23 protein-coding genes are annotated in these 23,061 nt (G+C 69.6%); 6 read left to right on the plus strand and 17 right to left on the minus strand.

Going from position 1 to position 23,061, the window contains the following annotated elements; all coding sequences use genetic code 11:
• Positions 1 to 13: 13 nt before the first annotated feature.
• Together ACOQFR_RS12695 and ACOQFR_RS12700 are read left to right on the plus strand one after the other, a co-directional pair.
• Positions 14 to 568 (plus strand): DUF2058 domain-containing protein, encoded by a 555-nt coding sequence (locus tag ACOQFR_RS12695; protein WP_421382443.1) that lies wholly within the window; start codon positions 14 to 16, stop codon positions 566 to 568.
• A gap of 113 nt (positions 569 to 681) precedes the next feature.
• A complete protein-coding gene (locus tag ACOQFR_RS12700; protein WP_421382445.1) occupies positions 682 to 1,092 on the plus strand; it encodes a hypothetical protein in 411 nt (136 codons plus the stop codon).
• A gap of 15 nt (positions 1,093 to 1,107) precedes the next feature.
• Here ACOQFR_RS12700 and ACOQFR_RS12705 read toward each other — a convergent pair whose 3' ends face one another.
• The 11 genes from ACOQFR_RS12705 to ndk form a co-directional block, all read right to left on the minus strand.
• Positions 1,108 to 1,521, minus strand: coding sequence for a CBS domain-containing protein (locus tag ACOQFR_RS12705; RefSeq protein WP_421382447.1), 414 nt, complete (start codon positions 1,519 to 1,521; stop codon positions 1,108 to 1,110).
• A gap of 171 nt (positions 1,522 to 1,692) precedes the next feature.
• Positions 1,693 to 2,838, minus strand: a complete 1,146-nt coding sequence (moeB, locus tag ACOQFR_RS12710) for a molybdopterin-synthase adenylyltransferase MoeB (protein ID WP_421382448.1) — start codon at positions 2,836 to 2,838, stop codon at positions 1,693 to 1,695.
• Positions 2,839 to 2,847: 9 nt separating this feature from the next.
• Positions 2,848 to 4,083 (minus strand): gephyrin-like molybdotransferase Glp, encoded by a 1,236-nt coding sequence (glp, locus tag ACOQFR_RS12715; protein WP_421382450.1) that lies wholly within the window; start codon positions 4,081 to 4,083, stop codon positions 2,848 to 2,850.
• Complete coding sequence (locus ACOQFR_RS12720; RefSeq protein ID WP_421382452.1) at positions 4,080 to 4,655, minus strand: NTP transferase domain-containing protein; 576 nt, start codon at positions 4,653 to 4,655, stop codon at positions 4,080 to 4,082. Before ACOQFR_RS12720 ends, glp begins: the two co-directional genes overlap by 4 nt.
• Positions 4,652 to 6,049 carry a ribosome biogenesis GTPase Der gene (der, locus tag ACOQFR_RS12725; RefSeq protein WP_421382454.1) on the minus strand — a complete coding sequence of 466 codons (1,398 nt, stop codon included), beginning with the start codon at positions 6,047 to 6,049 and terminating at the stop codon, positions 4,652 to 4,654. Before der ends, ACOQFR_RS12720 begins: the two co-directional genes overlap by 4 nt.
• Positions 6,050 to 6,181: 132 nt before the next feature.
• Positions 6,182 to 7,402 carry an outer membrane protein assembly factor BamB gene (bamB, locus tag ACOQFR_RS12730; RefSeq protein ID WP_421382456.1) on the minus strand — a complete coding sequence of 407 codons (1,221 nt, stop codon included), beginning with the start codon at positions 7,400 to 7,402 and terminating at the stop codon, positions 6,182 to 6,184.
• 4 nt (positions 7,403 to 7,406) lie between these two features.
• The gene (locus tag ACOQFR_RS12735) at positions 7,407 to 8,057 is read right to left on the minus strand and encodes a YfgM family protein (protein ID WP_421382458.1); all 651 of its coding nucleotides are present in this window, start codon (positions 8,055 to 8,057) and stop codon (positions 7,407 to 7,409) included.
• Positions 8,058 to 8,124: 67 nt separating this feature from the next.
• Positions 8,125 to 9,006: a RodZ domain-containing protein gene (locus ACOQFR_RS12740; protein WP_421382460.1), complete on the minus strand. Its 882-nt coding sequence runs from the start codon at positions 9,004 to 9,006 to the stop codon at positions 8,125 to 8,127.
• Positions 9,003 to 9,776, minus strand: a complete 774-nt coding sequence (gene pilW / locus ACOQFR_RS12745) for a type IV pilus biogenesis/stability protein PilW (RefSeq protein ID WP_421382462.1) — start codon at positions 9,774 to 9,776, stop codon at positions 9,003 to 9,005. The genes ACOQFR_RS12740 and pilW overlap by 4 nt, the downstream gene beginning before the upstream one ends.
• Before the next feature lie 4 nt (positions 9,777 to 9,780).
• Positions 9,781 to 10,878 (minus strand): 23S rRNA (adenine(2503)-C(2))-methyltransferase RlmN, encoded by a 1,098-nt coding sequence (gene rlmN / locus ACOQFR_RS12750; protein WP_421383296.1) that lies wholly within the window; start codon positions 10,876 to 10,878, stop codon positions 9,781 to 9,783.
• 123 nt (positions 10,879 to 11,001) lie between these two features.
• On the minus strand, positions 11,002 to 11,427 hold the full coding sequence (gene ndk, locus ACOQFR_RS12755) for a nucleoside-diphosphate kinase (RefSeq protein ID WP_421382464.1): 426 nt from the start codon (positions 11,425 to 11,427) through the stop codon (positions 11,002 to 11,004).
• Between the two features lie 241 nt (positions 11,428 to 11,668).
• On the opposite strand from ndk, the gene ACOQFR_RS12760 reads away from it, so the two are divergent.
• Genes ACOQFR_RS12760 through ACOQFR_RS12770 form a run of 3 tightly spaced genes read left to right on the plus strand, consistent with a single transcriptional unit; the run spans position 11,669 to position 15,897 of the window.
• Positions 11,669 to 12,289, plus strand: a complete 621-nt coding sequence (locus ACOQFR_RS12760) for a TetR/AcrR family transcriptional regulator (protein ID WP_421382466.1) — start codon at positions 11,669 to 11,671, stop codon at positions 12,287 to 12,289.
• Positions 12,290 to 12,323: 34 nt separating this feature from the next.
• The gene (locus ACOQFR_RS12765; RefSeq protein ID WP_421382468.1) at positions 12,324 to 14,693 is read left to right on the plus strand and encodes a 3-hydroxyacyl-CoA dehydrogenase/enoyl-CoA hydratase family protein; all 2,370 of its coding nucleotides are present in this window, start codon (positions 12,324 to 12,326) and stop codon (positions 14,691 to 14,693) included.
• Between the two features lie 4 nt (positions 14,694 to 14,697).
• Positions 14,698 to 15,897 carry an acetyl-CoA C-acyltransferase gene (locus ACOQFR_RS12770; protein WP_421382470.1) on the plus strand — a complete coding sequence of 400 codons (1,200 nt, stop codon included), beginning with the start codon at positions 14,698 to 14,700 and terminating at the stop codon, positions 15,895 to 15,897.
• Positions 15,898 to 16,084: 187 nt separating this feature from the next.
• On the opposite strand, the gene ACOQFR_RS12775 is transcribed toward ACOQFR_RS12770, so the two are convergent.
• Positions 16,085 to 17,374, minus strand: a complete 1,290-nt coding sequence (locus tag ACOQFR_RS12775; protein WP_421382472.1) for an NAD(P)/FAD-dependent oxidoreductase — start codon at positions 17,372 to 17,374, stop codon at positions 16,085 to 16,087.
• A 59-nt stretch (positions 17,375 to 17,433) separates the two neighbouring features.
• Here ACOQFR_RS12775 and ACOQFR_RS12780 point away from each other — a divergent pair, with 59 nt between their 5' ends.
• On the plus strand, positions 17,434 to 17,859 hold the full coding sequence (locus ACOQFR_RS12780) for a hypothetical protein (RefSeq protein ID WP_421382474.1): 426 nt from the start codon (positions 17,434 to 17,436) through the stop codon (positions 17,857 to 17,859).
• Here the strand turns inward: ACOQFR_RS12780 and galU are convergent, their stop codons facing one another.
• Genes galU through ACOQFR_RS12805 form a run of 5 tightly spaced genes read right to left on the minus strand, consistent with a single transcriptional unit; the run spans position 17,860 to position 23,055 of the window.
• Entirely contained in the window at positions 17,860 to 18,738 is an 879-nt protein-coding gene (galU, locus tag ACOQFR_RS12785; RefSeq protein ID WP_421382476.1) for a UTP--glucose-1-phosphate uridylyltransferase GalU, read from the minus strand.
• Between the two features lie 13 nt (positions 18,739 to 18,751).
• Positions 18,752 to 20,626: an SDR family NAD(P)-dependent oxidoreductase gene (locus ACOQFR_RS12790; RefSeq protein ID WP_421382478.1), complete on the minus strand. Its 1,875-nt coding sequence runs from the start codon at positions 20,624 to 20,626 to the stop codon at positions 18,752 to 18,754.
• Entirely contained in the window at positions 20,623 to 21,627 is a 1,005-nt protein-coding gene (locus ACOQFR_RS12795; RefSeq protein ID WP_421382480.1) for an MraY family glycosyltransferase, read from the minus strand. Before ACOQFR_RS12795 ends, ACOQFR_RS12790 begins: the two co-directional genes overlap by 4 nt.
• The gene (gene lapB / locus ACOQFR_RS12800; RefSeq protein WP_421382482.1) at positions 21,627 to 22,799 is read right to left on the minus strand and encodes a lipopolysaccharide assembly protein LapB; all 1,173 of its coding nucleotides are present in this window, start codon (positions 22,797 to 22,799) and stop codon (positions 21,627 to 21,629) included. Before lapB ends, ACOQFR_RS12795 begins: the two co-directional genes overlap by 1 nt.
• Positions 22,792 to 23,055, minus strand: coding sequence for a lipopolysaccharide assembly protein LapA domain-containing protein (locus ACOQFR_RS12805; RefSeq protein WP_421382484.1), 264 nt, complete (start codon positions 23,053 to 23,055; stop codon positions 22,792 to 22,794). Before ACOQFR_RS12805 ends, lapB begins: the two co-directional genes overlap by 8 nt.
• Positions 23,056 to 23,061 lie beyond the last annotated feature (6 nt).

The raw sequence follows: 23,061 nt of genomic DNA on the forward strand, positions 1-23,061 counted from the left end.
ACAAGACAGCCCCATGGCCAAAGGCAACCCGCTCCAGGAACAGCTGCTCAAGGCTGGCCTGGTCAAGAAATCCAAGCTTGCGGAGGTGGCGCGCAGCCAGGAAAAGGCGCGCCAGGGCAAGGCCCCTGCCCCCTCCGACGACATCGCTCGCGAGGCGGCCCAGGCCCGCGCTGACAAGGCGGAACGCGATCGCGCGCTGGCTGCCGAACGCAAGGCGCAAGCCCGGCTGGCCGAACTGGCCGCGCAGGCCCGGCAGATCATTACGGACAAGAAGCTGCCGCGCACCGGCGACAGCGAATACCGCTTCAACGCCGACGGCGCCATCCGCACGGTGCTGGTGGACGACGACCTGCGCCGCAAGCTGGCTTCGGGCGCGGTGGTGATCGTGCGCCTGGGCGATCGCTACGAGCTGCTGCCCAGACGCGCGGGCGAGCAGGTGCGCGAACGCGATGCGAGCCTGGTGGTGCTCGACCACGGCCTGCCGGGAGCGGCAGCGCCCGACGAGGCCAGTGCCGAAGACGACGCGTACTACGCGCGCTTCAAGGTGCCCGACGACCTGGTGTGGTGACCCTGCGGGCCGCGGAATTCTCTGTGCGGCTTCGCACATACCCTGCCCCACCGCGTGGCTAGACTCCGGGCATGGGGCGGCTTCCGATTCGCCCACGCCGAGGGAGGAACAGCATGAAGTGCATCTTCGCGGCCACGCCGTACAGCTTCTCCATCCAGTACCACGCCTACGCGCTGGTGGCCCTGCATGCCGACACCGCGTGGACGATGAGCATCGAGGGCTTCGCCGCCGAGTTCCGCATGCAGGAATGCGAGCATGGGCAGGCGGGCATCGACGAGTCCTGCGCCGTGTTCGTGCCGGTATCGCTGGGCCGGCGCGGGGCGCGCCTGCTGCTTACCGCCTTCAATGCCGCCCACCCCGGCGTGCTGCCGCCATCCCTCCATTTCCAGTTCAACCGCGAACACTGGTGGCAGCCCGCGCGGCGAGGCCTGCCGGCACTGGCACGGGACCACGATGGCACCGTGACCTGCCCGCGTACCGGCCGGGTGACCCGGCGGTGGAGACGACCCGCCGAGATGGCCTGAACCGGCGCGCCCTTCTCAGTGCGGCTGCGCGGTCGCGTCCAGCAGGTCGTCGGTGGCCGAAAGGTCGTTGGCACTGGCGATGTTGGCCAGCGAAACGATGCCCACCAGCCGCTTGTCGCGCGACAGCACCGCGATGCGCCGGATCTGCAGCTGGGCCATGTTGGCCGCCACCGATTCCACGTCCTCGTCCTCGTAGCAGTACTTGACGCCGTCGGACATCACGCGGGTGACGGCCTCGTCGCCCGACAGGCCTTCGGCCAGACCTCGTATGACCAGGTCGCGGTCGGTCACCATGCCCACCAGGGTGTCCCCGCTGTTGACCGGCAGGCTGCCGACGTCGTGCTCGCGCATCAGGCGGGCCGCCTCGGCCAGGGTGGTGGTTTCTTCGATCACGCGGACACCGCGCGTCATCACTTCGGACACTCGCATTCGTTTCTCCCAGCGCAGGCAATTAACCAAAGCGTTACAAGAAACATGCCAAGGCCCGACCTCCAGCACACCCCGTGGCGGCGCGGGCATGGGCGGCCCGCCGAGCGGGGATGGATGCAGCTTGCGTGATCGGGATTGCCGTTCGCACGGCCTTCACCGCGGCCTGCCCGCTCAGCGCAGCGCGGGCGCCGAAGCACAGGCCAGCGGATCGTCGCTGTAGCCAGGGAATACCCGGCCGGGTGCGCACACCGGACAGGCGGGATCCGGCGCGAGGCGGGTCTCCCGGAATTTCATGGCCAGGGCGTCGAAATGCAGCAGCCGGCCGGCCAGCGAATCGCCCAGCCCCAGCAGCAGCTTGAGCGCCTCGGTGGCCTGAAGCAGCCCGATCACCCCCGGCAAGACGCCGAGGACGCCGGCTTCGGCGCAGTTGGGCGCATCCTCAGGCGCCGGCGGTTCCGGGAACAGGCAGCGATAGCAGGGAGCCGTCCCGCGCCGGCGTCCGGCATCGAACACGCTCACCTGCCCTTCGAAGCGATGCACAGCGCCGTAGACCAGCGGCTTGGCCAGCTGCACGCAGGCATCCGACAGCAGGTAGCGCACGGGGAAATTGTCGGCGCCGTCCACCACCACGTCGGCCGGGGCGACCAGCGCCGCGACATTGTCCGCGGTGACGCGCACGGGCTCTGTGCGGATGTCGAGCCGCGGATTCAGCGCCGACAGCGCGATGCGCGCCGAGTCCACCTTGCGCTGGCCGATGCGCGCGTCGGTATGCAGGATCTGCCGCTGCAGGTTGCTGCGATCCACCACGTCGTCGTCGGCCAAGATCAGCTGTCCCACGCCTGCCGCGGCGAGGTAGTAAGCCGCCGGCGAGCCGAGGCCGCCGGCACCGACCACGAGCACTTTCGCCGCGGCCAGCCTGCGTTGTCCGTCCAGACCCACCTGCGGCAGCCGCAGGTGGCGCGAATAGCGGTCCAGGAAATCCGCATCCTCGGGTGCACCGGCGTCTTCGGGCAGGCCTTCGGCGCGCCAGCGCTCGAAGCCGCCCACCACCGAGGCCAGCTGCGAGTAGCCCTGCGCCTGCAGCGCCTGCGCCGCCAGCAGCGAACGCTTGCCGCTGCCGCAGACCAGCAGCAGGGCGGCGCTGCGGTCCGGCGCCCAGCGCGCGGGATCGGATTCCAGCGATGCCCGCGGCACCGCGAGCGCGCCCTTGGGCAGACCCAGCGCGTGTTCCCCCGGCTCGCGTACGTCCACCAGCAGGTGACCGCTGGCCTGCCGTTCGCGGGCCTGGGCCGGGGTGATTTCCTCGATCGGGGGCATCGCCGCAGTCTAGCCGCGCTGGCCCGGGTAAGGCAGCACGTCCACGACATCGCCCTGCGCGTACTCCCCTGCCCCTTCCGGCAGGCAGATCAGGGCATTGGCATCGGCGGCCGCGCGCAGCCGGTGCGAGGCCACGGCGGGATTGGGCCGCACCTGCAGCTGGCCCTGGGCATCGCAGGCCAGGTCGCCGCGCATGAACTCCATTCGCGAATGGCCCTTGCTGATCGGTGCGGCCAGGCGCGCGCGCCACGGTGACGGCGCGGCGGCCTGTCCCTGCAGCGCGGCCAGCAGATCACGGCCCAGCGTCAGGAAGGTCGCAAGCACCGACACCGGGTTGCCCGGCAGGCCCAGCAGCAGCGCATCGTCGAGCCGGCCGAACAGCACCGGCATGCCGGGCTTCATGCGCACCTTCCAGAAGTGCACCTGGCCATGTTCGCGCAGCAGCGCAGGCAGGTGGTCCTTCTCGCCAGCCGACACACCGCCGCAGGTGATGATCAGGTCGAAGGCGAACGAGGCGTCGCGCAGGGCGGCCGTGATCCGCGCGGGATCGTCCGGCAGCACCGGGGGCGATACCGGCTCGTAGCCTTCGGCGATCAGCAGCGTCTGCAGCAGCACGCGGTTGCTGTCGTGGATCTCGCCCGGAGCCAGCGCCTGGCCGGGCGGACGCAGTTCGTCGCCGGTGGTGAAGAGGGCCACGGTGGGACGCCGGTGCACGGGCAGGTCGGGCAGGCCCAGCGCGGCCGCCAGGCTCAGCCGCGCCGGCGTCAGGCATTCGCCTGCGCGCAGCACGATCTCGCCCACCGCCACGTCTTCGCCCGCGTAGCGCACGTGCTGGCCCTCGCGCACGGGCTCGAGCGGCATCACGTGGCCGTCGGCCTCGCGCGCGTTTTCCTTGATCAGCACGCTGTCGGCACCGCGTGGCATCGGTGCGCCGGTGGTGATGCGGATGCACTGCCCTGCCCCGAGTTCCAGGCCCCGGCTGGAGCCCGCGAACTGCTCGCCCGCGAGCACCAGGCCGGACGCGCCGGCCGCGTTCGCTTCCCGCGCGCGCACCGCGTAGCCATCCATCGCGGAATTGTCGAAGCCGGGCAGCGGCAGGCCCGCGACCACGTCTTCGGCAAGCACCGCGCCCAGCGCCCGCGACAGCGGGCGGCGGACGATTTCAAGTCGGGATTCCGCGCCGACGCGGCGCATGATGTCTTGCGCCTGTTCGAAAGAGATGCCGATGGCTTCGCCCGGGCTCATGCGGAGTCTGGCTCCTGCAGGTCGTCGGGCGTGTTGAGGTTGCCCAGCAGCTTGGGCGAGATATCCAGCCGGGCCATGTCCAGCCGACCCACCACGCGGTGGGCGGCGGATTCACCGGCATCGAGCAGCGCGGTGGCCGCGGCCAGCAAGGCCGGCGCGCGCCACAGCGCCAGCAGCGGCTGCAGCCCGCTGGCGTCCTTCACCACCACGCCTTCGCGCGCGGCGGAGGCACGCAGCGCCTCGGGCAGTTCCTCCGGCAGGCGATGCAGGTCCACGGGCGCGGTGAGCAGCCAGGGAGTGGTGCAGGCGGCCGCCAGGGCCTCCAGCGCCGCGAGCGGACCCGCGAAATCGGCGCGCCGGTCGAACACGGGCTGCACGCCGAGCTTTTCAAATCGTGGATCCGGAGTGCGTGCACTGACCAGCCGCGCGGCCCAGGTGCCCGGGAAGGCCGACAGCGTGTTCTGCAGCAGGAAGCGACCGCGATGCATCACCCAGGCCTTGTCGCTGCCGCCCAGGCGCTGGCCGCGGCCGCCGGCGAGCACGCCCAGGGTGATCGCGGTGCGCGGGATCATTTGCCCTTGACGTGTTTCATCAGGCGGCGCTTGGCCTTGACCTGGCGCTCGGTGAGCACGTTCTTCTTGCCTTCGTACGGATTGGCGCCTTCCTTGAACACGAAGCGGATCGGCGTGCCCACCAGCTTGAAGCGCTTGCGGAAGAAATTCTCCAGGTACCGGCGATAGCTCTCGGTCAGCGACTTGAGGCGGTTGCCGTGCACGATGAAGGTGGGCGGATTGGCGCCGCCGGGATGGGCGAACTTCATCTTCGCCACGTGCCCGCGCACGACCGGCGGCGAGAAGCTCTCGACCGCGATCTCCAGCGCCTTGGTGGTTTCGGCCGTGCTGAACTCGTAGGTGGCCGAGGCGTGCGCGCGGTGGATGGCCTTGAACAGGTCCTTGAGGCCGGTGCCGTTCTTGGCCGAGATGGTGATGCGCTCGGCCCACTCGCAGAACGACAGCTTGCGCTCGAGCATCGAGATCGCCTGCTCGCGCGTGTACTTGTCCTGGCCGTCCCACTTGTTCACGGCGATCACCAGGGCACGGCCGGAATCGAGCACGTGCCCCAGCACGGTGGCGTCCTGCTCGGTCACGCCTTCGCCGGCGTCAAGCAGCACCACGGCCACCTGGCAGTTCTCGATGGCCTGCAGGGTCTTGAAGACGCTGAACTTTTCCACCGCCTCCTCGACCTTGGCCCGGCGGCGCAGGCCGGCGGTGTCGATCAGCAGGTAGGGTTTGCCGTCGCGCTCCATCTCCACCGCGATCGAATCGCGGGTGGTGCCGGGCACGTCGGAAGCGATCATGCGCTCCTCGCCCAGCAGGCGGTTCACCAGCGTGGACTTGCCGACGTTGGGGCGGCCCAGGAAGGCGATGCGGATGCGCGACGGATCGTCGGTGAGCACTTCCACGTCGCGCTCGGCCGGAAGCTCCGGGATCACTTCCTCGAGCAGGTCGGGAATGCCGCGCTGGTGCGCCGCCGCGATCGGGATGGTGCGCTCGACGCCGAAGCGCGCGAACTCGGCCACGACGGCCTCCTCGTCCATGCCGTCGGTCTTGTTGATGACCAGGAAGAAGCGGCGGCCGCTCTTGCGCAGCCAGGACAGGATGTTCTCGTCCAGCGCCGACGGGCCTTCGCGGCCATCGACCACGAACAGCACCAGGTCGGCCTCGGCCACGGCCGAGCGCGCCTGGCGCGCGGTGGCGCCGGCCAGGCCTTCCTCGTCACCCGACAGGCCACCGGTATCGCACAGCGCGAACGGATGGTCCTCGTCGCGGCGGCAGATGCCGTAATGGCGGTCGCGGGTGACGCCGGGCTCGTCGTGCACGAGCGCGTCGCGGCTGCGCGTTAGCGCGTTGAAGATCGTGGACTTGCCGACATTCGGCCGGCCGACCAGAGCGACCAATGGCAACACGGGGATCTCTCCTGAAGCGGTTCGGTTTTTCGCGCCGGAAGCGCGAACCGCCCGGCCGGAGCCGGGCGGTGCAGCGGACGGCCCACCGGGCCCTCCGCAATGGCCGGACCCCGGACGGGGCCGCGACCGGAATTACTGCGGCTGCGGGTACGCGGCCAGCTTGCCCTCGGACGACAGCGCCACCAGCATGCCGTTGGCCGCGACCTGGGGCGTACCCAGGATCGGCGCACGGTCGATGCGGTCGCGGCCGACGATCTGGCCGTCGTCCACGCGGATCCAGTGCAGGTAGCCTTCGACGTCGCCGACCACGGCGTAGCTGCCATGCACCGCAGGCGTGGTGACCCAGCGGCGCGCCAGCGCCTCCTGCTTCCACAGGGCGCTGCCGTTGTTGCGGTCCAGGGCCCACACGGTGCCGTTGGCATCGGCCACGATCAGGCGGTCGGCCAGCAGCGCCAGGCCGCCGTAGCCACCGACGTCGCGGTTCCAGATCGGACGGCCGTTGGCCAGCGAGATGGCCATGGTCTGGCCGCGGAAGCTGGTCGCGTAGATTTCTTCCAGGCCCAGCTGCAGCTCGCCGTCCACGTCGGCCAGGCGCTCCAGGTCGTTGCGGCCATCGGGCTCGGCGATCAGCTGTTCCCAGGCGCGCAGGCCGTCGGTAAGGCGCAGGGCGATCACGGTGCCGTCGTCGTAGCCCAGGTAGACCAGTTCGCCACCGGCCACGGGCGCGCCGTTGCCGCGCACGCTCAGGTTGGGCAGGCCGCGGTCGAACACCCACTTGCGCTCGCCGTTGCCGGCATCCAGGCCGAAGGTGCGGCCGTCGTTGCTGCGCACCACCACCAGGCCGGCGGTGACCAGCGGCGCGGCGATGACTTCGGAGGTGACCGTGGTCTTCCAGCGTTCGGCCCCGGTGCCGGCGTCCAGCGCCACCACTTCGCCGTTGCGGCCGCCGACCACGACCAGGCCCTCACCCGCACCCGGACCGCCGGTGAGGCCGGCCTCGGTGGCGCGACGCTTCCAGAAGAAGATGCGGCTGCCCTGCTTGCCCGTCTTCACCACTTCGGAATCCCAGAGGATGTCGCCGGAATTGATGTCCATCGCCAGCACGCGACCGGCGTCGTTGGACACGTACATGCGGTCGCCCTCGATGGCGGGACGCGAACGCAGGCCCAGCTTCTTCTGGCCATCGCCGAGGTTGCGGTCCCAGGCGGCACGCACCGCGATCGGGCTGGTGAGGTCGGTGAGCTCGGCCGGCGCGATGGCGCGGCTCTTGTCGTCGCCGAACCAGCCCTTGATGGTGGAGCAACCCGTGGCGAATGCCAGGATCAGCGAGATCAGCAAGATGCGAAGCGACATTCGGTCAGGTCTCCGGCTGTGCGTTCGGCGAGCCGCCCGCATCGGTAAGTTTCATCTCGACCATGGGCCGGGTCGGTGCGGCGATGTCCATCGAGGCCAGGGCCTTTTCATACTCGTCGCGGGCCTGCTCGCGGCGTCCCAGGGCCATTTCGGCGTCACCGCGGATCTCGGCGGCCACGGCCGGATAGGCCGGGTTGGCGATGGCCGAGACGCGCTTGATCGCGTCCTCGTGCTTGCCCTGTCCGGTCAGCAGGCGGGCGATGCGAAGCTGGGCCAGTTCGGCCAGCATCGGGTCCACGCCCTCGCCCTTCACCGACTCCAGCGCCTTGATGGCCTCGTCGTCCTTGCCTTGCGCGTGCAGGTCGGCGGCCTGCCGCAGTGCGGCCAGCGCCGGGTACGGCGTGTCGGCGTAGTCCTTGCCGAGCGCGGCGAAATGCGCCGAGGCCTTGGCCTCTTCCTTCGCATCGGCCGCCTTGGTGTAGGCGTGGTATTCGTTGGCCGCCTCGAGCTGCTGACGGCCCTGCTGGCCCTGCCACCACTGCCAGCCCCCCAGGCAGGCCAGGCCGAGGGCGATGCCGCCGATCAGCGAGGAGCCGTTGCTGCGCAGCCAGGCGCGAACGCGTTCGCCCTGTTCGTATTCGTCAATCTGGTCCATGGAAGGCTTCTTCAGGTCCGGGGCGGGCCCGGACGGGTGGAGGGAGGCGGACGGGGATGCCGCGCGCTCAGTTGCCGGCGGGGGTGGGTTCGCCGGTGGAGGATACCGCAAAGCGGGCGACGTTCGCGGCGCGGTAAGGCGCCAGGTCCACCGCCTTGCCGGCGTACGTCACCTCGACGCCATCGGCATTGCCGAGGGTAATGCGCGCCACCTGTCCGGCCGCGTAACGGCGCTCGTCGCCGCTGGCCACCAGGCCGCGCTCGAGGCGCATGCCCTGCGCGTCGACCACGTCCACCCAGCTCTCGGCATTGAAACGAAGCAGCAAGCCGTCGCTGGTCGCCGCAGGCTTGGTGAACGGGGCCATCGAGGCCATCACGGGATCCGGACCCTGCGCAGCCGCCGGTGCCGGTTCAACCTCCATCGTGGGTTCGGGACCCGCGGCACGGTCGGCCGGCGCGGCCGCGGGCGCAGGCGCGTCGGAGACCGCCAGCGGGTCCACGGGCACCAGGTCGGGCGTGGTTTCGAGCGTCAGCACTTCGGCCGGCGGCGCGGACTGGTAATGACGTGCCACCAGCACCACGGGGATGACCAGCACGGCGGTCATCACCAGATACACCACGTTGCGCATCGAATGGTTCAGCGCATGGCGCATGCGCGAACGCGACCCCATGGCCACCAGGGTCGGCGTCGCCTTGGTCTGCGCGGCCTGCTCGGCCAGGTCGGCGGGCAGCCCGACCAGGCGCAGGTAGCTGCCCAGGTAACTGCGCACGTACACCGGCGCGCCCAGGCGCTGCCAGTCGTCGGCTTCCATGGCGTGCACGATCGCCACCGGCAGCTTGAGCTGCTGGGCCACCTGCTCGACCGTCAGCCCTGACTTCTCGCGCGCCAGCCGCAGGCGCAGGCCGATCGGATCCTGGAACAGGACTTCCTGGGTGCCTTCGTTGTTCACTGGCTCGACCCCTCCGTGGCGGGCGGCGTGTAGTCGGGGAACTGTTCCTTCAGGCGCTGCATGTAGCGCTGCGCGGCAACGGTGTCGCCGGCGGCCTGCTCGATGCTGATGGCCAGGTTGAGCAGCTCGGGCGTGGTCTTGCCCAGCGACTCGCGGCGCTGGTAGAAGGCGCGCGCGCTCATGTAGTCGCGGCGCTGGAACTGCAGTTCCGCCATGCGCGCCAGCAGCGCCGGATTTTCCGGCGACGCCTGCAGGCCCTGGCGCAGGTAGGCCTCGGCCTTGTCCAGCTGGCCGGCCTGCATGGCGCACTTGCCGGCGTTGAACAGCGCCTGGTCGGGCGTCTTGTAGAACGGGTCGCGGACGGCGCGAGCGAATGCCTGGTCGGCGTCGGCGGCCTTGCCCTGCTGGCAGAGCCAGACGCCGTGCACGTTGAGCACGTGGCCCGAGGTCGGGGCCAGCTTCACGCCACGCGCGTAGTGCGCACCGGCGCCGGCGCTGTCGCCCAGCTTCTCGCGGATCATGCCCAGCACGATCTGCACGTCGGCCGAATCCGGGTCGCTGCGCAGTGCGCGGTTGGCGCGGTCGATGGCGTATTCGGTCTGGCCCGAGGCCAGGTAGTTCTGCGCCAGGGTGAGGTTGGCCAGGCCCTTGTTGCTCATCGCGGCCTGGCTGCCGATCGCCTGCCCTTCGGCGTTGAGGCCGGTGGACGGGGAACTGGCGCAGCCAGTGGCCAGCGCCACGGCGACGCCAAGCGCGAGGGTTCGGAGCATTGCTTCAGGCCGCATCGGACACTCCCTGTTGTTCGAGCTTGCGCTTGAAATCGGACTGGCGGCGGGTGCGATCCATCACCTGGCCCTTGAGCTGGCCGCAGGCCGCATCGATGTCGTCGCCGCGCGTGCGCCGGACCATGGTGAGCACCTTCTGGTCGAGCAGGATCTTCTGGAAGGCGCGGATGTCGGCCTCCTCGGAGCGCTCGAAGCGGGTGCCCGCGAACGGGTTGAAGGGAATCAGGTTGACCTTGGCCGCGTCCTCGCGCTGCACCTGCGCATCGAACTTGCGCATCAGCCGCGCCAGCGCGCGGGCGTGCTCGGGCTTGTCGTTGACGCCCTTCATCATGGTGTATTCGAAGGTGATCGAGGTGCGCGGCTTGCGCATCGCGTAGCGCACGCAGGACTCGAGCAGTTCGGCGATCGGGTACTTCTTGTTCAGCGGCACCAGGGTGGTGCGCAGGTCATCGTCGGGCGCGTGCAGCGACACCGCCAGCGATACGTCGCTGACCTCGGAGAGCCGGTCGATCATCGGCACCAGGCCGGCGGTGGACAGGGTGACGCGCTTGTTGGCCAGGCCGAAGCCATTGTCGTCGCGCATCAGGCTCATCGCGCGCACGACGTTGTCGAAGTTCAGCAGCGGCTCGCCCATGCCCATCATGACGACATTGGTGAGCTTGCGCTGCATGTGGGTCTTGTTGCCCAGGTGGCGCGACGCGGTCCAGACCTGGCCGATGATCTCGGCGGTGGACAGGTTGCGGTTGAAGCCCTGGGTGGCGGTGGAACAGAACTGGCAGTTCAGGCCGCAGCCGACCTGGCTGGACACGCACAGCGTGCCGCGGCCCTTGTCGGGGATGAACACCGTCTCGATCGAATTGCTGGTGTCCATGCCCAGCAGCCACTTGTGGGTGCCGTCGGTGGACCCCTGGTCGAGCACGACGTTGGGCGGCCGGATTTCGCAGTGCTCTTCGAGCTTGGCGCGCAGCGCCTTGCCCACGTCGGTCATGAGCGAAAAATCGGTGACGTGCTGGTGGTACATCCACTTCATCAGCTGATGGGCGCGAAAGCGCTTCTCGCCGAGGGTCTCGGCGAAGAAGCGCTCCATGCCCTCGCGATCGAGGTCGAACAGGTTCAGCCGCGCCGGTGCGGCCGGCGCGAGCGTGCCCGTGGCCGGATTGACCAGCAGCGGGATGGACTTGTCCGGGGTCGCGGTCACGAGGTCATCCGCTCAGCGCGGGCACAGCTCGGTGGCGGCGAAGAAATACGCGGTTTCGATCGCGGCATTCTCCAGGCTGTCCGAGCCGTGCACGGCATTGGCGTCGATGGACTGGGCGAAATCGGCGCGGATGGTGCCGGCGGCGGCTTCCTTCGGATTGGTGGCGCCCATCAGGTCGCGGTTCTTGCTGACGGCGTTGTCGCCTTCCAGCACCTGGATCATCACCGGGCCGGAGATCATGAACTCGACCAGCGCGTTGAAGAACGGACGCTCGCGGTGCACGGCGTAGAAACCTTCGGCTTCCTTGCGCGAGAGATGCTTCATCTTGGCGGCGACGACCTTCAGGCCGGCCTTCTCGAAGCGGGCATAGATTTCGCCGATGACGTTCTTGGCGACCGCGTCGGGCTTGATGATGGAAATGGTGCGCTCCAGCGCCATGGTGTTGCTCCGTGGGTTCTAGGGGTTCGGGAGCCCGTGAATTTAACACAATTCCCCGTCCAATCGGGGGTTTAGCGCAAAACCCTGTGCAAGTCCGCAGGTGCGGCCGCCGGCCCCCGGGCCGGGTCGCCGGGCCAGGCCGGGGTCGCCCGGGGCGGGACCGGTTTCAATCAGCCATTTGACTGTCACGTTGGCCGGGGTACACTCGCCAACACCCGTTTGAATCGAACGCTGGCAGGCCATGACAACTACCCACTTCAACACCAAGGAACGCATCCTGGGCGCGGCGGAAGAACTGTTCGCCCAGCACGGTTTCGCCGGCACGTCCCTGCGCCAGGTGACCAGCCGGGCCGACGTGAACATCGCGGCGGTCAACTACCACTTCGGCAGCAAGGAAAACCTGGTCAACGAGGTCTTCCGGCGCCGCATGGACGAAATGAGCGAGCGCCGCCTGGCCCAGCTGCGGCTGGCCCAGGAGACCCGTCCGGGCGACCTGGAGGCCATCCTGGCCGCCTTCATCGAGCCGCCCCTGGCCCTGACCATCGATCGCCACGGCGGCTCGGCCTTCGTGCGGGTGCTGGCCCGCGCCTTCGCCGAAAAGAACGACCGCCTGCGCAAGTTCCTGTCCGACAACTACGGCCACGTGCTGCGCGAATTCGCCAAGGCCATCGGCAGCGCGGTGCCCAGCCTGGCCAAGGAAGAGTTGTACTGGCGGCTGGACTTCACCGCCGGCGCCCTCACCTACGCCATGGCCGACTTCGGCCTGATCAAGCGGCCCACCGGCGTGTCCGAGAAGGCCCACTGCGAAAAGGCCGCCCAGTCCCTGATTTCCTTCGCCGCCGCCGGCCTGCGGGCCGGCTGACCCCTTTCCCATCGTCTCCCCCACGGAGCTTCCCATGTCGCAACTTCGCATCCGCAAGGTGGCCGTGCTCGGCGCCGGCGTGATGGGCGCGCAAATCGCCGCCCACCTCGTCAACGCCGACGTCGACACCATCCTGTTCGACCTTCCCGCCAAGGAAGGCCCGCCCAACGGCATCGTCGACAAGGCCGTCGCCAACCTCGGCAAGCTGTCGCCGGCCCCGTTCGCCAGCAAGGCCAAGGCGGCCGCGATCACCCCGGCCAACTATGACCAGCACCTGGACCTGCTCAAGGACTGCGACCTGATCATCGAGGCCATCGCCGAGCGCATGGACTGGAAGAAGGCGCTGTACGACCGCATCGAGGCCTACGTGGCCCCGCACGCGATCCTGGCCTCCAACACCTCGGGCCTGAGCATGAACGGCCTGGCCGAGGTGCTGCCGGAGTCGCTGCAGGCGCGGTTCTGCGGCGTGCACTTCTTCAACCCGCCGCGCTACATGCACCTCGCCGAGCTCATCCCTTGCTCGAAGACCGAGAAGCAAGTCCTTGAAGGGCTTGAGACTTTCCTGGTCACCACCCTAGGCAAGGGCGTGGTCTACGCCAAGGACACGCCGAACTTCATCGGCAACCGCATCGGCGTCTTCTCGATCCTCTCGACCCTGCACCACACGGCCGAATTCGGCCTGGGCTTCGATGAAGTGGACGCGCTGACCGGCCCGCTGCTGGGCCGTCCCAAGTCGGCCACCTACCGCACCTCCGACGTGGTCGGCCTGGACACCATGGCCCACGTCATCAAGACCATGGCCGACACCCTGCCCGACGACCCGTGGCACAAGTACTTCGCCGCCCCGGCCTGGCTCAAGGCGCTGATCGACAAGGGCGCGCTGGGCCAGAAGACCGGCGCGGGCATCTTCATGAAGAAGGGCAAGGACATCGTTGTGCTGGACCTCAAGGCCCAGGACTACCGTCCGGCCACCGGCGAGGCGGCCCCGGAAGTGGTCGCCATCCTGAAGAACAAGAACCCGGCCGAGAAGTTCGCCCAGCTGCGCGCCAGCCAGCATCCGCAGGCGCAGTTCCTGTGGGCGGTGTTCCGCGATCTGTTCCACTACAGCGCCTACCACCTGGCCTCGATTGCCGAGACCGCGCGCGACGTCGACCTGGCCATCCGCTGGGGCTACGGCTGGAGCTTGGGCCCGTTCGAGGCCTGGCAGGCGGCGGGCTGGAAGCAGGTGGCCGAGTGGATCGCCGAGGACATCGTGGCCGGCAAGTCGATGTCCAGCGCGCCCCTGCCCGACTGGGTGTTCGACGGGCGCGACGGCGTGCATGCGGTCGAGGGCAGCTTCAGTCCGGCCCGCAAGGACATGCAGCCGCGCTCCAACCTGGCCGTGTACAACCGCCAGCGCTTCCCGGATCCGGTGCTCGGCGAGCGCCAGGCCCCGGGCGAAACCGTGTTCGAAACCGACGCGGTGCGCATGTGGCATGACGGCGACGGCATCGCGGTGCTGGGCTTCAAGACCAAGATGAATACCGTCGGCGACGGCGTGCTGGCCGGCGTGCTGGAAGCGATCGACCGCGCCGAGAAGGATTTCCAGGGCCTGGTGATCTGGCAGCACAAGGAACCCTTCTCCGCGGGCGCCGACCTTTCGGGCGCCATGGCCTCGCTGCAGGCCGGCAAGGTCGCCGAGTTCGAGGCGATGGTGGGCACCTTCCAGGCCACCAGCCAGCGCATCAAGTACGCGCTGGTGCCGGTGGTCGCGGCGGTGCGCGGCCTGGCGCTGGGCGGCGGCTGCGAGTTCCAGATGCATGCGGCCCGCACGGCCTTTGCCCTGGAAAGCTACATCGGCCTGGTCGAAGCCGGCGTGGGCCTGCTGCCCGCGGGCGGCGGCCTGAAGGAGATCGCCGTGCGCGCCTCGGCCGCGGCCGGCCCGGGCGGCGATGTGTTCGCCCAGCTCAAGCCGTATTTCGAGGCGGTGGCCATGGGCAAGGTTTCGGCGTCCGCGCTGGAAGCCAAGGAGCTCAAGCTGGCGCGCGAGGGCGACGTGGTGGTGTTCAACCAGTACGAGCTGCTGCACGTGGCCAAGGCCCAGGCGCGCGCGCTGGCGGAGTCGGGCTACCGCCCGCCCCTGCCCGCCCGCCAGGTACAGGTGGCCGGCGACGTCGGCATCGCCACCTTCAAGATGATGCTGGTGAACATGCTCGAGGGCCGCTTCATCTCCGAGCATGACTACGAGGTGTCCTCGCGCATCGCCACCGTACTGTGCGGCGGCGAGGTGGATCGCGGCGCCTTGGTGGACGAGGAGTGGCTGCTGAAGCTGGAGCGCGAGCATTTCGTCGCGCTGGCCCAGATGCCCAAGACGCAGGAACGCATCCTGCACATGCTCAAGACCGGCAAGCCGCTGAGGAACTGACCCCATGACCAAGCAAATCCAGGACGCCTACATCGTCGCCGCCACCCGCACCCCGGTGGGCAAGGCCCCGCGCGGCGTCTTCCGCAACACCCGTCCCGACGAGATGCTGGCGCACGTGCTGCGCGCCGTGGTCGCGCAGGTGCCCGGCATCGACCCGACCCGCATCGACGACGCCATCATCGGCTGCGCCATGCCCGAGGGCGAGCAGGGCATGAACGTGGCGCGCATCGGCCTGCTGCTGGCCGGCCTGCCCAACGTGATCGCCGCGCAGACCATCAACCGCTTCTGCTCGTCGGGCCTGCAGGCCGTGGCGATGGCGGCCGACCAGATCCGCCTGGGCAATGCCGACCTGATGCTGGCCGGCGGCACCGAGTCCATGTCCATGGTGCCGATGATGGGCAACAAGGTGGCCATGAGCCCGCAAGTGTTCGCGCGCGACGAGAACGTGGCCATCGCCTACGGCATGGGCATCACCGCCGAGAAGGTCGCCGAGGAGTGGAATATCTCGCGCGAGGACCAGGACGCGTTCGCCGTGGCCTCGCACCAGAAGGCGCTGGCCGCCCAGGCCGCCGGTGAGTTCAAGGCCGAGATCACGCCCTATCAGGTGATCTCGCGCCAGCCGGTGGTGGGCAGCAACACCGTCAAGCTGCGCGAGCTGCTGGTGGAGAACGACGAAGGCCCGCGCGCCGACACCAGCCTGGAAGGCCTGGCCAAGCTGCGTCCGGTGTTCCGCAACGGCGGCAGCGTGACGGCCGGCACGTCCTCGCAGATGTCCGACGGCGCGGCGGCGGTGATGCTGGCGTCCGAAAAGGCGATCAAGGAATACGGCCTGACGCCGCTGGCGCGCTTCGTCGGCTTCTCGGTGGCGGGCGTGCGCCCGGAAGTGATGGGCATCGGCCCGATCGCGGCCATTCCCAAGGTGCTCAAGCAGGCCGGCCTGACCCAGGACCAGATCGACTGGATCGAGCTCAACGAGGCCTTCGCGGCCCAGGCCCTGGCGGTGATCCGCACCTGCGGCCTGGATCCGGACAAGGTGAACCCGCTGGGCGGCGCGATCGCGCTGGGCCATCCGCTGGGCGCCACCGGCGCCATCCGCACGGCCACCCTGGTGCACGGCATGCAGCGCCGCAAGAGCAAGTACGGCATGGTCACCATGTGCATCGGCACGGGCATGGGCGCGGCCGGCATCTTCGAGTCGCTCTGACTCCTGGCAGCATGGGCGGGCCTCTTCGGAGGCCCGCTTTTTTTTCTTGCCGGGAAGAGGTTTTTTGACGCGGATGAACGCGGATTACGCGGATAGAAGCGGAAGGACGATTGGATTGCGATGCGCCCGGCTTCAAGCCATTAAACAGGCTTTTATCCGCGTCATCCGCGTTCATCCGCGTCAAAAATCATCTGCCCCACCCCTCCATCCGCGACTTCCACGCGTCCCTGGCTTGCAGCCACCAGTAGCTGAGCTGCGCACCCACGAAGCCGGCCGGCTTGAGGGCCGAGACCAGGCCGTAGTGCGAAAACTGCCGCCAGCGCGGATCGTCCTGGGCGATGGCCGAGGCCAGCACCTCGCCCGCGAAGGTGGTGGGCGCCACGCCGTGGCCACCGAAGGCCTGGGCCAGCCACAGGCCGTCGTCGATGCGGCCGATCTGCGGCATTTCGTGGCGGGCGTAGCTCATCAGGCCCGACCACGCGTGCTCGATGCGCACGCCTTCGAACTGCGGGTAGACCTTGAGCAGGTCGCGACGCAGCAGGCGCTTGACCGCGTCCGGCGCGCGGTCGCGCACCGAGATGCGGCCGCCCCACAGCAGCCGCGTGTCCGGCAGCGGACGGTAGTAATCGAAGGCGAAGCGGGTGTCATAAACCGCCGCCTGGGTGTTCAGGCCTTCCTGCAGCCTTGCGCCCAGCGGCTCGGTCACCATCACGTAGGTGGCAATCGGCAGCACGCCGGCATCCACGTCCCGCCGCAGCCCGGCCAGGTAACCACCGCAGGCCAGCACCACCTCGCGCGCCTGCACCTCCCCTTGTGCCGTGCGCACGCGCCAGGCGCTGCCTGCCCGTTGGAGCGAGATTGCCGGGCTGTTCTCATGCACCGCCACGCCCAGCCCCGAGGCGACGCGCGCCAGTCCGTGCGCGTACGCCAGCGGGTTGAAGTGCAGCGCGTTGCGTTCGAACAGGGCGTCACCGTAGCGCGGGGTACGCAGTCGGGTCGCCAGGTCCTCGCGCGGCACCCAGTCCCAGTGGGTGTCGAAGTGTTCGGCCAGCAGCGCCTGGCGCTGCCGAAGCACCGCAGGATCCCGGAACCAGTTTGCCCACAGGACGCCGGCATCGGTGGCCTGGCAGTCGATGCGGTGGCGGGCGATGCGTTGGCGGATCAGGTCCACGGCCGACTGGGTGCCCAGGTAAAGGCTGCGCGCCCGATCGGGCCCAAGCTCGGCCAGCAGTTGGCCCTCGCCCCGGGAAAAGCCGCCGAACACGAAGCCGCCGTTGCGGCCGGACGCCCCGTGGCCGATGGCCTGCGCCTCGAGCACCAGCACGTCGGGCCGGCCGCGCTCGGCCAGGCCCAGGGCGGTGTTGAGGCCGGCGAAACCGCCGCCGACGATGCATACATCCACCTCGCGGCGGCCCGTGAGCGGGGCGTAGCCGGCCTGCGGCGCGGCCGACGCACGGTAGTAACTGGAGGCGTCCATGGCCGTCACCGTCAGCAATCAGCGTCTAGGATGTCACCATCGCGCGGCGGCAGGAAACCATGGATCAACGAGAACAGCGCCGGGAGCACCAGCACCGTCTCCGCACCCTCCGGGTGCTGGGCACCGTGGCGGCCGTCGGTGTCGCGCTGCTGCTGGGCTACGAAGCCTGGCTGCGGCACGTGGCCGAGTTCGGATTCGATGATCCCGACCGCGCCATGCGCCAGGTGGCGATGGCGTCAACGCTGATCAACCTGGCGATCGCGGCGATGGCCCTGCTACTGGCGCGCTACCTTGCCGACTGGGCCAGGCAGACACGGGAACAGCGGCAGTGGCCCCCGGCGGGCCTGCAGTTGTTGGGCCAGCGACCCGTCCGGCATGGCGACGATGCACGCCGCGTCGCTTCGCGGCTGCAGGCCGCGGCGATCGGTTCGGTGGGGCTGGCGGTGGCCGTGATGGCCTGGACCGCGTGGCGACTGCTGTCCTGATCAGCGGGCCAGCGCGGCGCGCATGATCTCTCGGGTATCTTCGGCCAGGTCGTCGTGCTGCAGCGCGAACTCGATGGTGGCCTCCACCAGGCCGATGCGGCTGCCGCAGTCGAAGCGCTTGCCTTCGAAGCGGTGCGCCAGCACGCGCTCTTCCTTCATCAGCGCGGCGATGCCGTCGGTGAGCTGGATCTCGCCGCCGGCGCCCGGACGCGTGCGCGAGAGCAGGTCGAAGATGCGTCCGCTGAGCACGTAGCGGCCGACCACGGCCAGGTTGCTCGGCGCCACGTCCGGACGCGGCTTCTCGACGATCGCGTTGATCTGCGCCGTGCGGCCCTGCACGTCGCCGGTGGCGACGATGCCGTAGCTGCCGGTCTGGTCCGGCGGCACGTCCTGCACGGCGATCACGCTGGCCGATTCGCGTTCGGCCAATGCCGCCATCTGCCTGAGCGCACCGGGGCCCTTGTTCCAGATCAGGTCGTCGGGCAGCAGCACGGCGAAGGGTTCATCGCCGATCACCGGCCGCGCGCACAGCACGGCGTGGCCCAGGCCCAGGGCCTCGGCCTGGGTGACGAAGATGGCGCGGACGTGCCGCGGCAGCACGTCGCGGATCATGCCCAGCAGCTCGGTCTTGCCCGACTTCTCGAGCTTCACCTCTAGCTCGTAGGCCTTGTCGAAATAATCGGCAACGGCGTGCTTGTAGCGGTTGGTAACGAAGACCAGGGTGTCGCAGCCCGCTTCGATCGCCTCGTCCACCGCGTACTGGATCAGCGGCTTGTCCACGACGGGAAGCATTTCCTTGGGCACGGTCTTGGTCGCGGGCAGGAAGCGGGTGCCCAGGCCGGCGACAGGGAATACGGCTTTTCGGATGCGGAAACTCATTGCTCGGCGTATCTCACTCTTGCGACGGAAATGAGGCGGCCGGCGTTTCGCCGCCCTCCGGACCCGGAGTGTACTCCGGCACGGCTTCACGCAGCAGCGCGACCAGCGCCTGCTCGGAGCGCGCATCGGCCAGCAGCTGGTCCAGGCGCGCCAGCAGCGCGCGCTGCACGTCGCCACGCACCTCGCGCGGGGCCGCCTGCAGGATGCGCGGATGGCGCGTGCGCTGGTAGCGCTCGTCGGGATGGAAAAGGATTTCGTGCAGCTTCTCGCCCGGACGCAGGCCGGTGTAGCTCACCGCGATGTCGATGCCCGGCCGTTTGCCACTCAGGCGGATCATCTGCTCGGCCAGCTCGCGGATGGCCACCGGCCGGCCCATGTCCAGCGCGTACACCGACGATGGATCGCGGCCCAGGCTGACCGAATGCAGGATCAGCTGGCAGGCCTCGGGAATGGTCATGAAGTAGCGCGTCACTTCGGGATGGGTCACCGTCACCGGCCCGCCCTGGCTGATCTGCTTGCGGAACAGCGGCACCACGCTGCCCGCCGAATCGAGCACGTTGCCGAAGCGCACCACCGACAGCTGCACCTGGCTGCCCTCCAGCTCGGCCTGGCAGACCAGCTCGGCGAAGCGCTTGCTGGCGCCCAGCACGTTGATCGGGCAGATGGCCTTGTCGGTGGAAATCAGCACGAAATTGCCGACGCCCGCGTCCCGGCAGGCGCGGGCCAAGGTGGCGGTGGCGCGCACGTTGTTGCGCAGCGCCTCGCGCACCTGCCCTTCGAGCATCGGCACCTGCTTGCAGGCGGCGGCGTGGAAGACATAGTCCATGCCTTCGGCCAGGGCGATGCGGCAGGCGACCGCATCGCCGCAATCGGCCAGCACCGGCAGCACGTCCAGGTGGGGGAAATTGCGGCGCAGTTCGCTGGCGACATCGTCGAGCGGCAGTTCGGCCCGCTCGAGCAGCATCACGCTGCGCGCGCCCGCGGCGGCGCACTGGCGCGCCAGCTCGGAGCCGATGGATCCGCCCGCCCCGGTCACCATGACGCGCTTGCCCTGCACCGCCGCTTCGGCCGCACCGAATTCCACGGGCTTGCGGCCCAGCAGGTCTTCGATGCGGACCTCGCTCAGCTCCAGGCGCTGCGGCTTGCCGGCCAGCATGTCCGACAGGCGCGGCACGGTCCGGAACGGCAGGCCGGTTTCGTCGCACAGCGACACCACGCGCTGCATCTCGGCCGCGCTGGCCGAAGGCATGGCGATCACGATCAGCTTGGGCGCGGTTTCCTGCGCGATGTAGGGCAACTCGTCGATCGAGCCCAGCACCGGGACGCCCTGCACCTTGACGCCCTTGAGCGCGCGCTGGTCGTCGAGCAGGCCCACGGGTTGGTAGCGGCCGTCGCTTCGCAGGTCACGCAACAGGGTCTCGGCGGTGCGGCCGGCGCCGAGCACCAGCACGCGCTCGGTGGCGCCATTGCCCTTGCCCTGGCGGTGGTCCTTCCACAACCGGTACAACAACCTCGGCATGCCCAGGGCCACCACCAGCGCGATCGGATACGGGAACAGAACCCGGCGCGGCACCATGTCCAGCATGCCCAGCAGGAACAGGATGCACACGATCAGCAGCACGCCCAGCAGCGCCGCGCGCACGAGGTTGGCCAGGTCGGGAAGGCTCGCGAAGCGCCACAGCCCCTGGTACAGGCCGACCATGCGCAGCACCACGCCCTGGGTGCCGGCGACGATGGCCAGCTCCAGGCCCAGGGCCGAAGCGGGCGGTGCGCCGGCATAGCTGGCCAGCCAGCGCAGGCTGGTCCAGACCAGCGCGACCATGGCCAGGTCGTGCAGCACGATCAACAGCCGCGGCAGCACGCTGCTGGCGCCCGAATACACTCTCATCGCTGGAACTCCGTCACGGGCGCCGGCAGCGGCCAACGCCGGGTCGACCACGCATAGACCAAAGCCCCCAAGCCTGCCATGCCCAGCAGTAGCGCCAGCTGAAGCACGGCTGGCAGGCCATCGGCCGAGATCGCCAGCAGCACGCAGCACAGCGTCCAGGCGGCATAGGCCGCGGCGATGCCAACGTGGCTCCACCCTGCCGATACGGCGCGCTGGTACAGATGCCAGCGATGGGCCAGCCAGAATTTCCGCCGGCGCCAGACGCGCAAGGCCAGCGTGATGCCGGCATCGAGCAGGAACACAGAAGGCAGCAGCAGCCATTGCCAGGGGCTGGCATTGCCTTGGCCGACCACCATCAGGCCCAGCGCGGCGACCGCATAGCCCAACGCGTGGCTGCCCACGTCGCCCAGGAAAAGCCTTGCGGTAGGCAGGTTCCAGGGCAGGAAACCGAGGCAGGCCGCGGCCAGCATCACCCCGAGCCAGGCGGCCGGCGAACCAGCCGTGGCCAGCAGTGCCGACCCCGCGCCCACCAGCAGGGCCTGGCTGGCCGCGAGCCCGTTGCTGCCGTCCATGAAATTCCAGATGTTGACCAGGGACACCGTCAGCAGCCAGGCCGCGAACACGCCGGTCGCCTCGCCCAGCACGCCGGGCAGCAGCGGCCAGGCCAGGGCCAGCGGCAGCGCGCCCAGCGCCTGCAGCCCCAGCTTGGGCAGGGCCCGCAGCGGGCGCAGGTCGTCCCACAAGCCGCCCCCGGCGCTGATCAGCAGGCCCAGCGCGAAGAGCGCCCCGCCCTGCCCCAGCCAGGGGCTGGCCAGCAGCAGCGCCAGTGCAATGCCCACGCCGCCACCGCGCGGCGTAGGCACGGTGTGCAGCCGGCGCTCATCGGGCAGGTCCATCACCTGCCGCCGCAAGGCGAACCGGCGCCACGCGCCGCAGGCGACCAGCGAGACCAGCGCGGCCCCGAGGGCAAGGGCCGCGGGCGGCGCCGCGGGCCAGGCCATCATTCGCTCACCGCGCCATGCACCGGCTTGATGCTGCCCCAGGACTTGCAGCCCGGGCACTGCCAGTGATGCGCGCGCGCGCTGAAGCCGCAGCGCTGGCAGCGGTATCCCGGCGTACGCACCACCAGCTGGTCGGTGATCTGCTTCAGCGTCTGCAGTGCGGCATCGGCATTGCCATCGTCCTGGCGCAGGCTGAGGTCGATGAAGGCGGCCTCGCCGCGCACCGAGGGCCGCTGCTGCAGCTGGCGCGCAAGGAACCCGAGCGCGGCGGCCTGGCCCTCTTCCCGCTCGATCAGGCGCGTCAGTGCCAGTACCGGCGACACGCCCGGATAGTGCTCGATCATCTCCATCAGGAAGCCGCGCGCGCGGGCGCTGTCGTTGCGCCGCTCGTAGCAGCGCAGCAGGGGCTCGAGGATGTCGGGCAGGAACTCGATGTCGTGACGGGCCACGCGCTCGAAGGCGCGGATGGCGGCCGCGTCGTTTTCCGCCGCCAGCTCCAGCTGGCCCTCGGCCAGACCCGCGCGCACCGAGTGGCTGTCGGCGGCGTAGGCCTCGGCCACGTGGCGACGGGCGTCGTCGAGGGCGCCGGCGAGCCGGGCCTTCTCAGCCAGTTCGCAGTGGTACTGCGCGATCAGCTTGCCCATCGGCTCGCCGCTGGCGGCCTCGAACTGGCGCGCGTGTTCGATTGCCTTGCCCCAGTCGCGCTCGGCCTGATAGATGGAGATCAGGTGCCGCAGCGCCTGCGGCGCCAGCACGCCCATGCGCACCAGGTCGGTGAACAGGGTTTCGGCGCGATCGAGCAGGCCGGCGCGCATGTAGTCCTCGCCCAGGGCCAGAACGGCGCGCGTCTTCTGCTCCTCGCTCAGACCGTTGCGGGCGATCAGGCTCTGGTGCAGCCGGATGGCCCGGTCCACTTCGCCGCGGCGCCGGAACAGGTGGCCCAGTGCGAACTGCGTTTCCACCGTGTCCTTGTCCACGGCGGCGATCTGCAGGAAGACCTCGATGGCCTTGTCCTGCTGCTCGTTGAGCAGGTAGTTCAGGCCACGGAAGTAGGTGTTGGACAGGCGCGAAATGCGGGCACCGCCGCGGCGCTCGCCACCGCGCCGGCCGGCCAGCCAGCCGGTGCCCGCCGCGATGGGCAGCAGCAGGAACAGCCAGGCCCACTCAGTCATGGCTGGCGGGCAGGATCGGGTCGGAGGTGGGTGCGCCGCGGCGCAGGCGGTGGCGCAGTGGCCAGATGACGCCGGCGGTCAGCACCAGCCCCGCGAGCAGGGCGCCGGCCAGCACGGCCAGCAGCAGGCTGATGCCCAGGCTGGTGTCGAGGTTGGCAAAGCCGAGCTCGATGCGGACCGGGTCGCGATTCATGGCGCCGAACAGCACGCCAAGCGCGATGAACAGCAGGGCCAACAGGGCTTTGATCAATCGCATCCGCGG

Source organism: Arenimonas sp. MALMAid1274 (genome assembly GCF_049195245.1).
Lineage (GTDB): Bacteria > Pseudomonadota > Gammaproteobacteria > Xanthomonadales > Xanthomonadaceae > Arenimonas.

Bases quoted from the DNA above. Each gene is read 5' to 3' on its own strand.
- ACOQFR_RS12695 (WP_421382443.1), top strand. From the start codon at position 14: ATGGCCAAAGGCAACCCGCTCCAGGAACAGCTGCTCAAGGCTGGCCTG.
- ACOQFR_RS12700 (WP_421382445.1), top strand. From the start codon at position 682: ATGAAGTGCATCTTCGCGGCCACGCCGTACAGCTTCTCCATCCAGTAC.
- ACOQFR_RS12705 (WP_421382447.1), bottom strand. From the start codon at position 1,521: ATGCGAGTGTCCGAAGTGATGACGCGCGGTGTCCGCGTGATCGAAGAA.
- moeB (WP_421382448.1), bottom strand. From the start codon at position 2,838: ATGCCCCCGATCGAGGAAATCACCCCGGCCCAGGCCCGCGAACGGCAG.
- glp (WP_421382450.1), bottom strand. From the start codon at position 4,083: ATGAGCCCGGGCGAAGCCATCGGCATCTCTTTCGAACAGGCGCAAGAC.
- ACOQFR_RS12720 (WP_421382452.1), bottom strand. From the start codon at position 4,655: ATGATCCCGCGCACCGCGATCACCCTGGGCGTGCTCGCCGGCGGCCGC.
- bamB (WP_421382456.1), bottom strand. From the start codon at position 7,402: ATGTCGCTTCGCATCTTGCTGATCTCGCTGATCCTGGCATTCGCCACG.
- ACOQFR_RS12735 (WP_421382458.1), bottom strand. From the start codon at position 8,057: ATGGACCAGATTGACGAATACGAACAGGGCGAACGCGTTCGCGCCTGG.
- pilW (WP_421382462.1), bottom strand. From the start codon at position 9,776: ATGCTCCGAACCCTCGCGCTTGGCGTCGCCGTGGCGCTGGCCACTGGC.
- rlmN (WP_421383296.1), bottom strand. From the start codon at position 10,878: ATGGAGCGCTTCTTCGCCGAGACCCTCGGCGAGAAGCGCTTTCGCGCC.
- ndk (WP_421382464.1), bottom strand. From the start codon at position 11,427: ATGGCGCTGGAGCGCACCATTTCCATCATCAAGCCCGACGCGGTCGCC.
- ACOQFR_RS12760 (WP_421382466.1), top strand. From the start codon at position 11,669: ATGACAACTACCCACTTCAACACCAAGGAACGCATCCTGGGCGCGGCG.
- ACOQFR_RS12765 (WP_421382468.1), top strand. From the start codon at position 12,324: ATGTCGCAACTTCGCATCCGCAAGGTGGCCGTGCTCGGCGCCGGCGTG.
- ACOQFR_RS12770 (WP_421382470.1), top strand. From the start codon at position 14,698: ATGACCAAGCAAATCCAGGACGCCTACATCGTCGCCGCCACCCGCACC.
- ACOQFR_RS12775 (WP_421382472.1), bottom strand. From the start codon at position 17,374: ATGGACGCCTCCAGTTACTACCGTGCGTCGGCCGCGCCGCAGGCCGGC.
- ACOQFR_RS12780 (WP_421382474.1), top strand. From the start codon at position 17,434: ATGGATCAACGAGAACAGCGCCGGGAGCACCAGCACCGTCTCCGCACC.
- galU (WP_421382476.1), bottom strand. From the start codon at position 18,738: ATGAGTTTCCGCATCCGAAAAGCCGTATTCCCTGTCGCCGGCCTGGGC.
- ACOQFR_RS12790 (WP_421382478.1), bottom strand. From the start codon at position 20,626: ATGAGAGTGTATTCGGGCGCCAGCAGCGTGCTGCCGCGGCTGTTGATC.
- ACOQFR_RS12795 (WP_421382480.1), bottom strand. From the start codon at position 21,627: ATGGCCTGGCCCGCGGCGCCGCCCGCGGCCCTTGCCCTCGGGGCCGCG.
- lapB (WP_421382482.1), bottom strand. From the start codon at position 22,799: ATGACTGAGTGGGCCTGGCTGTTCCTGCTGCTGCCCATCGCGGCGGGC.
- ACOQFR_RS12805 (WP_421382484.1), bottom strand. From the start codon at position 23,055: ATGCGATTGATCAAAGCCCTGTTGGCCCTGCTGTTCATCGCGCTTGGC.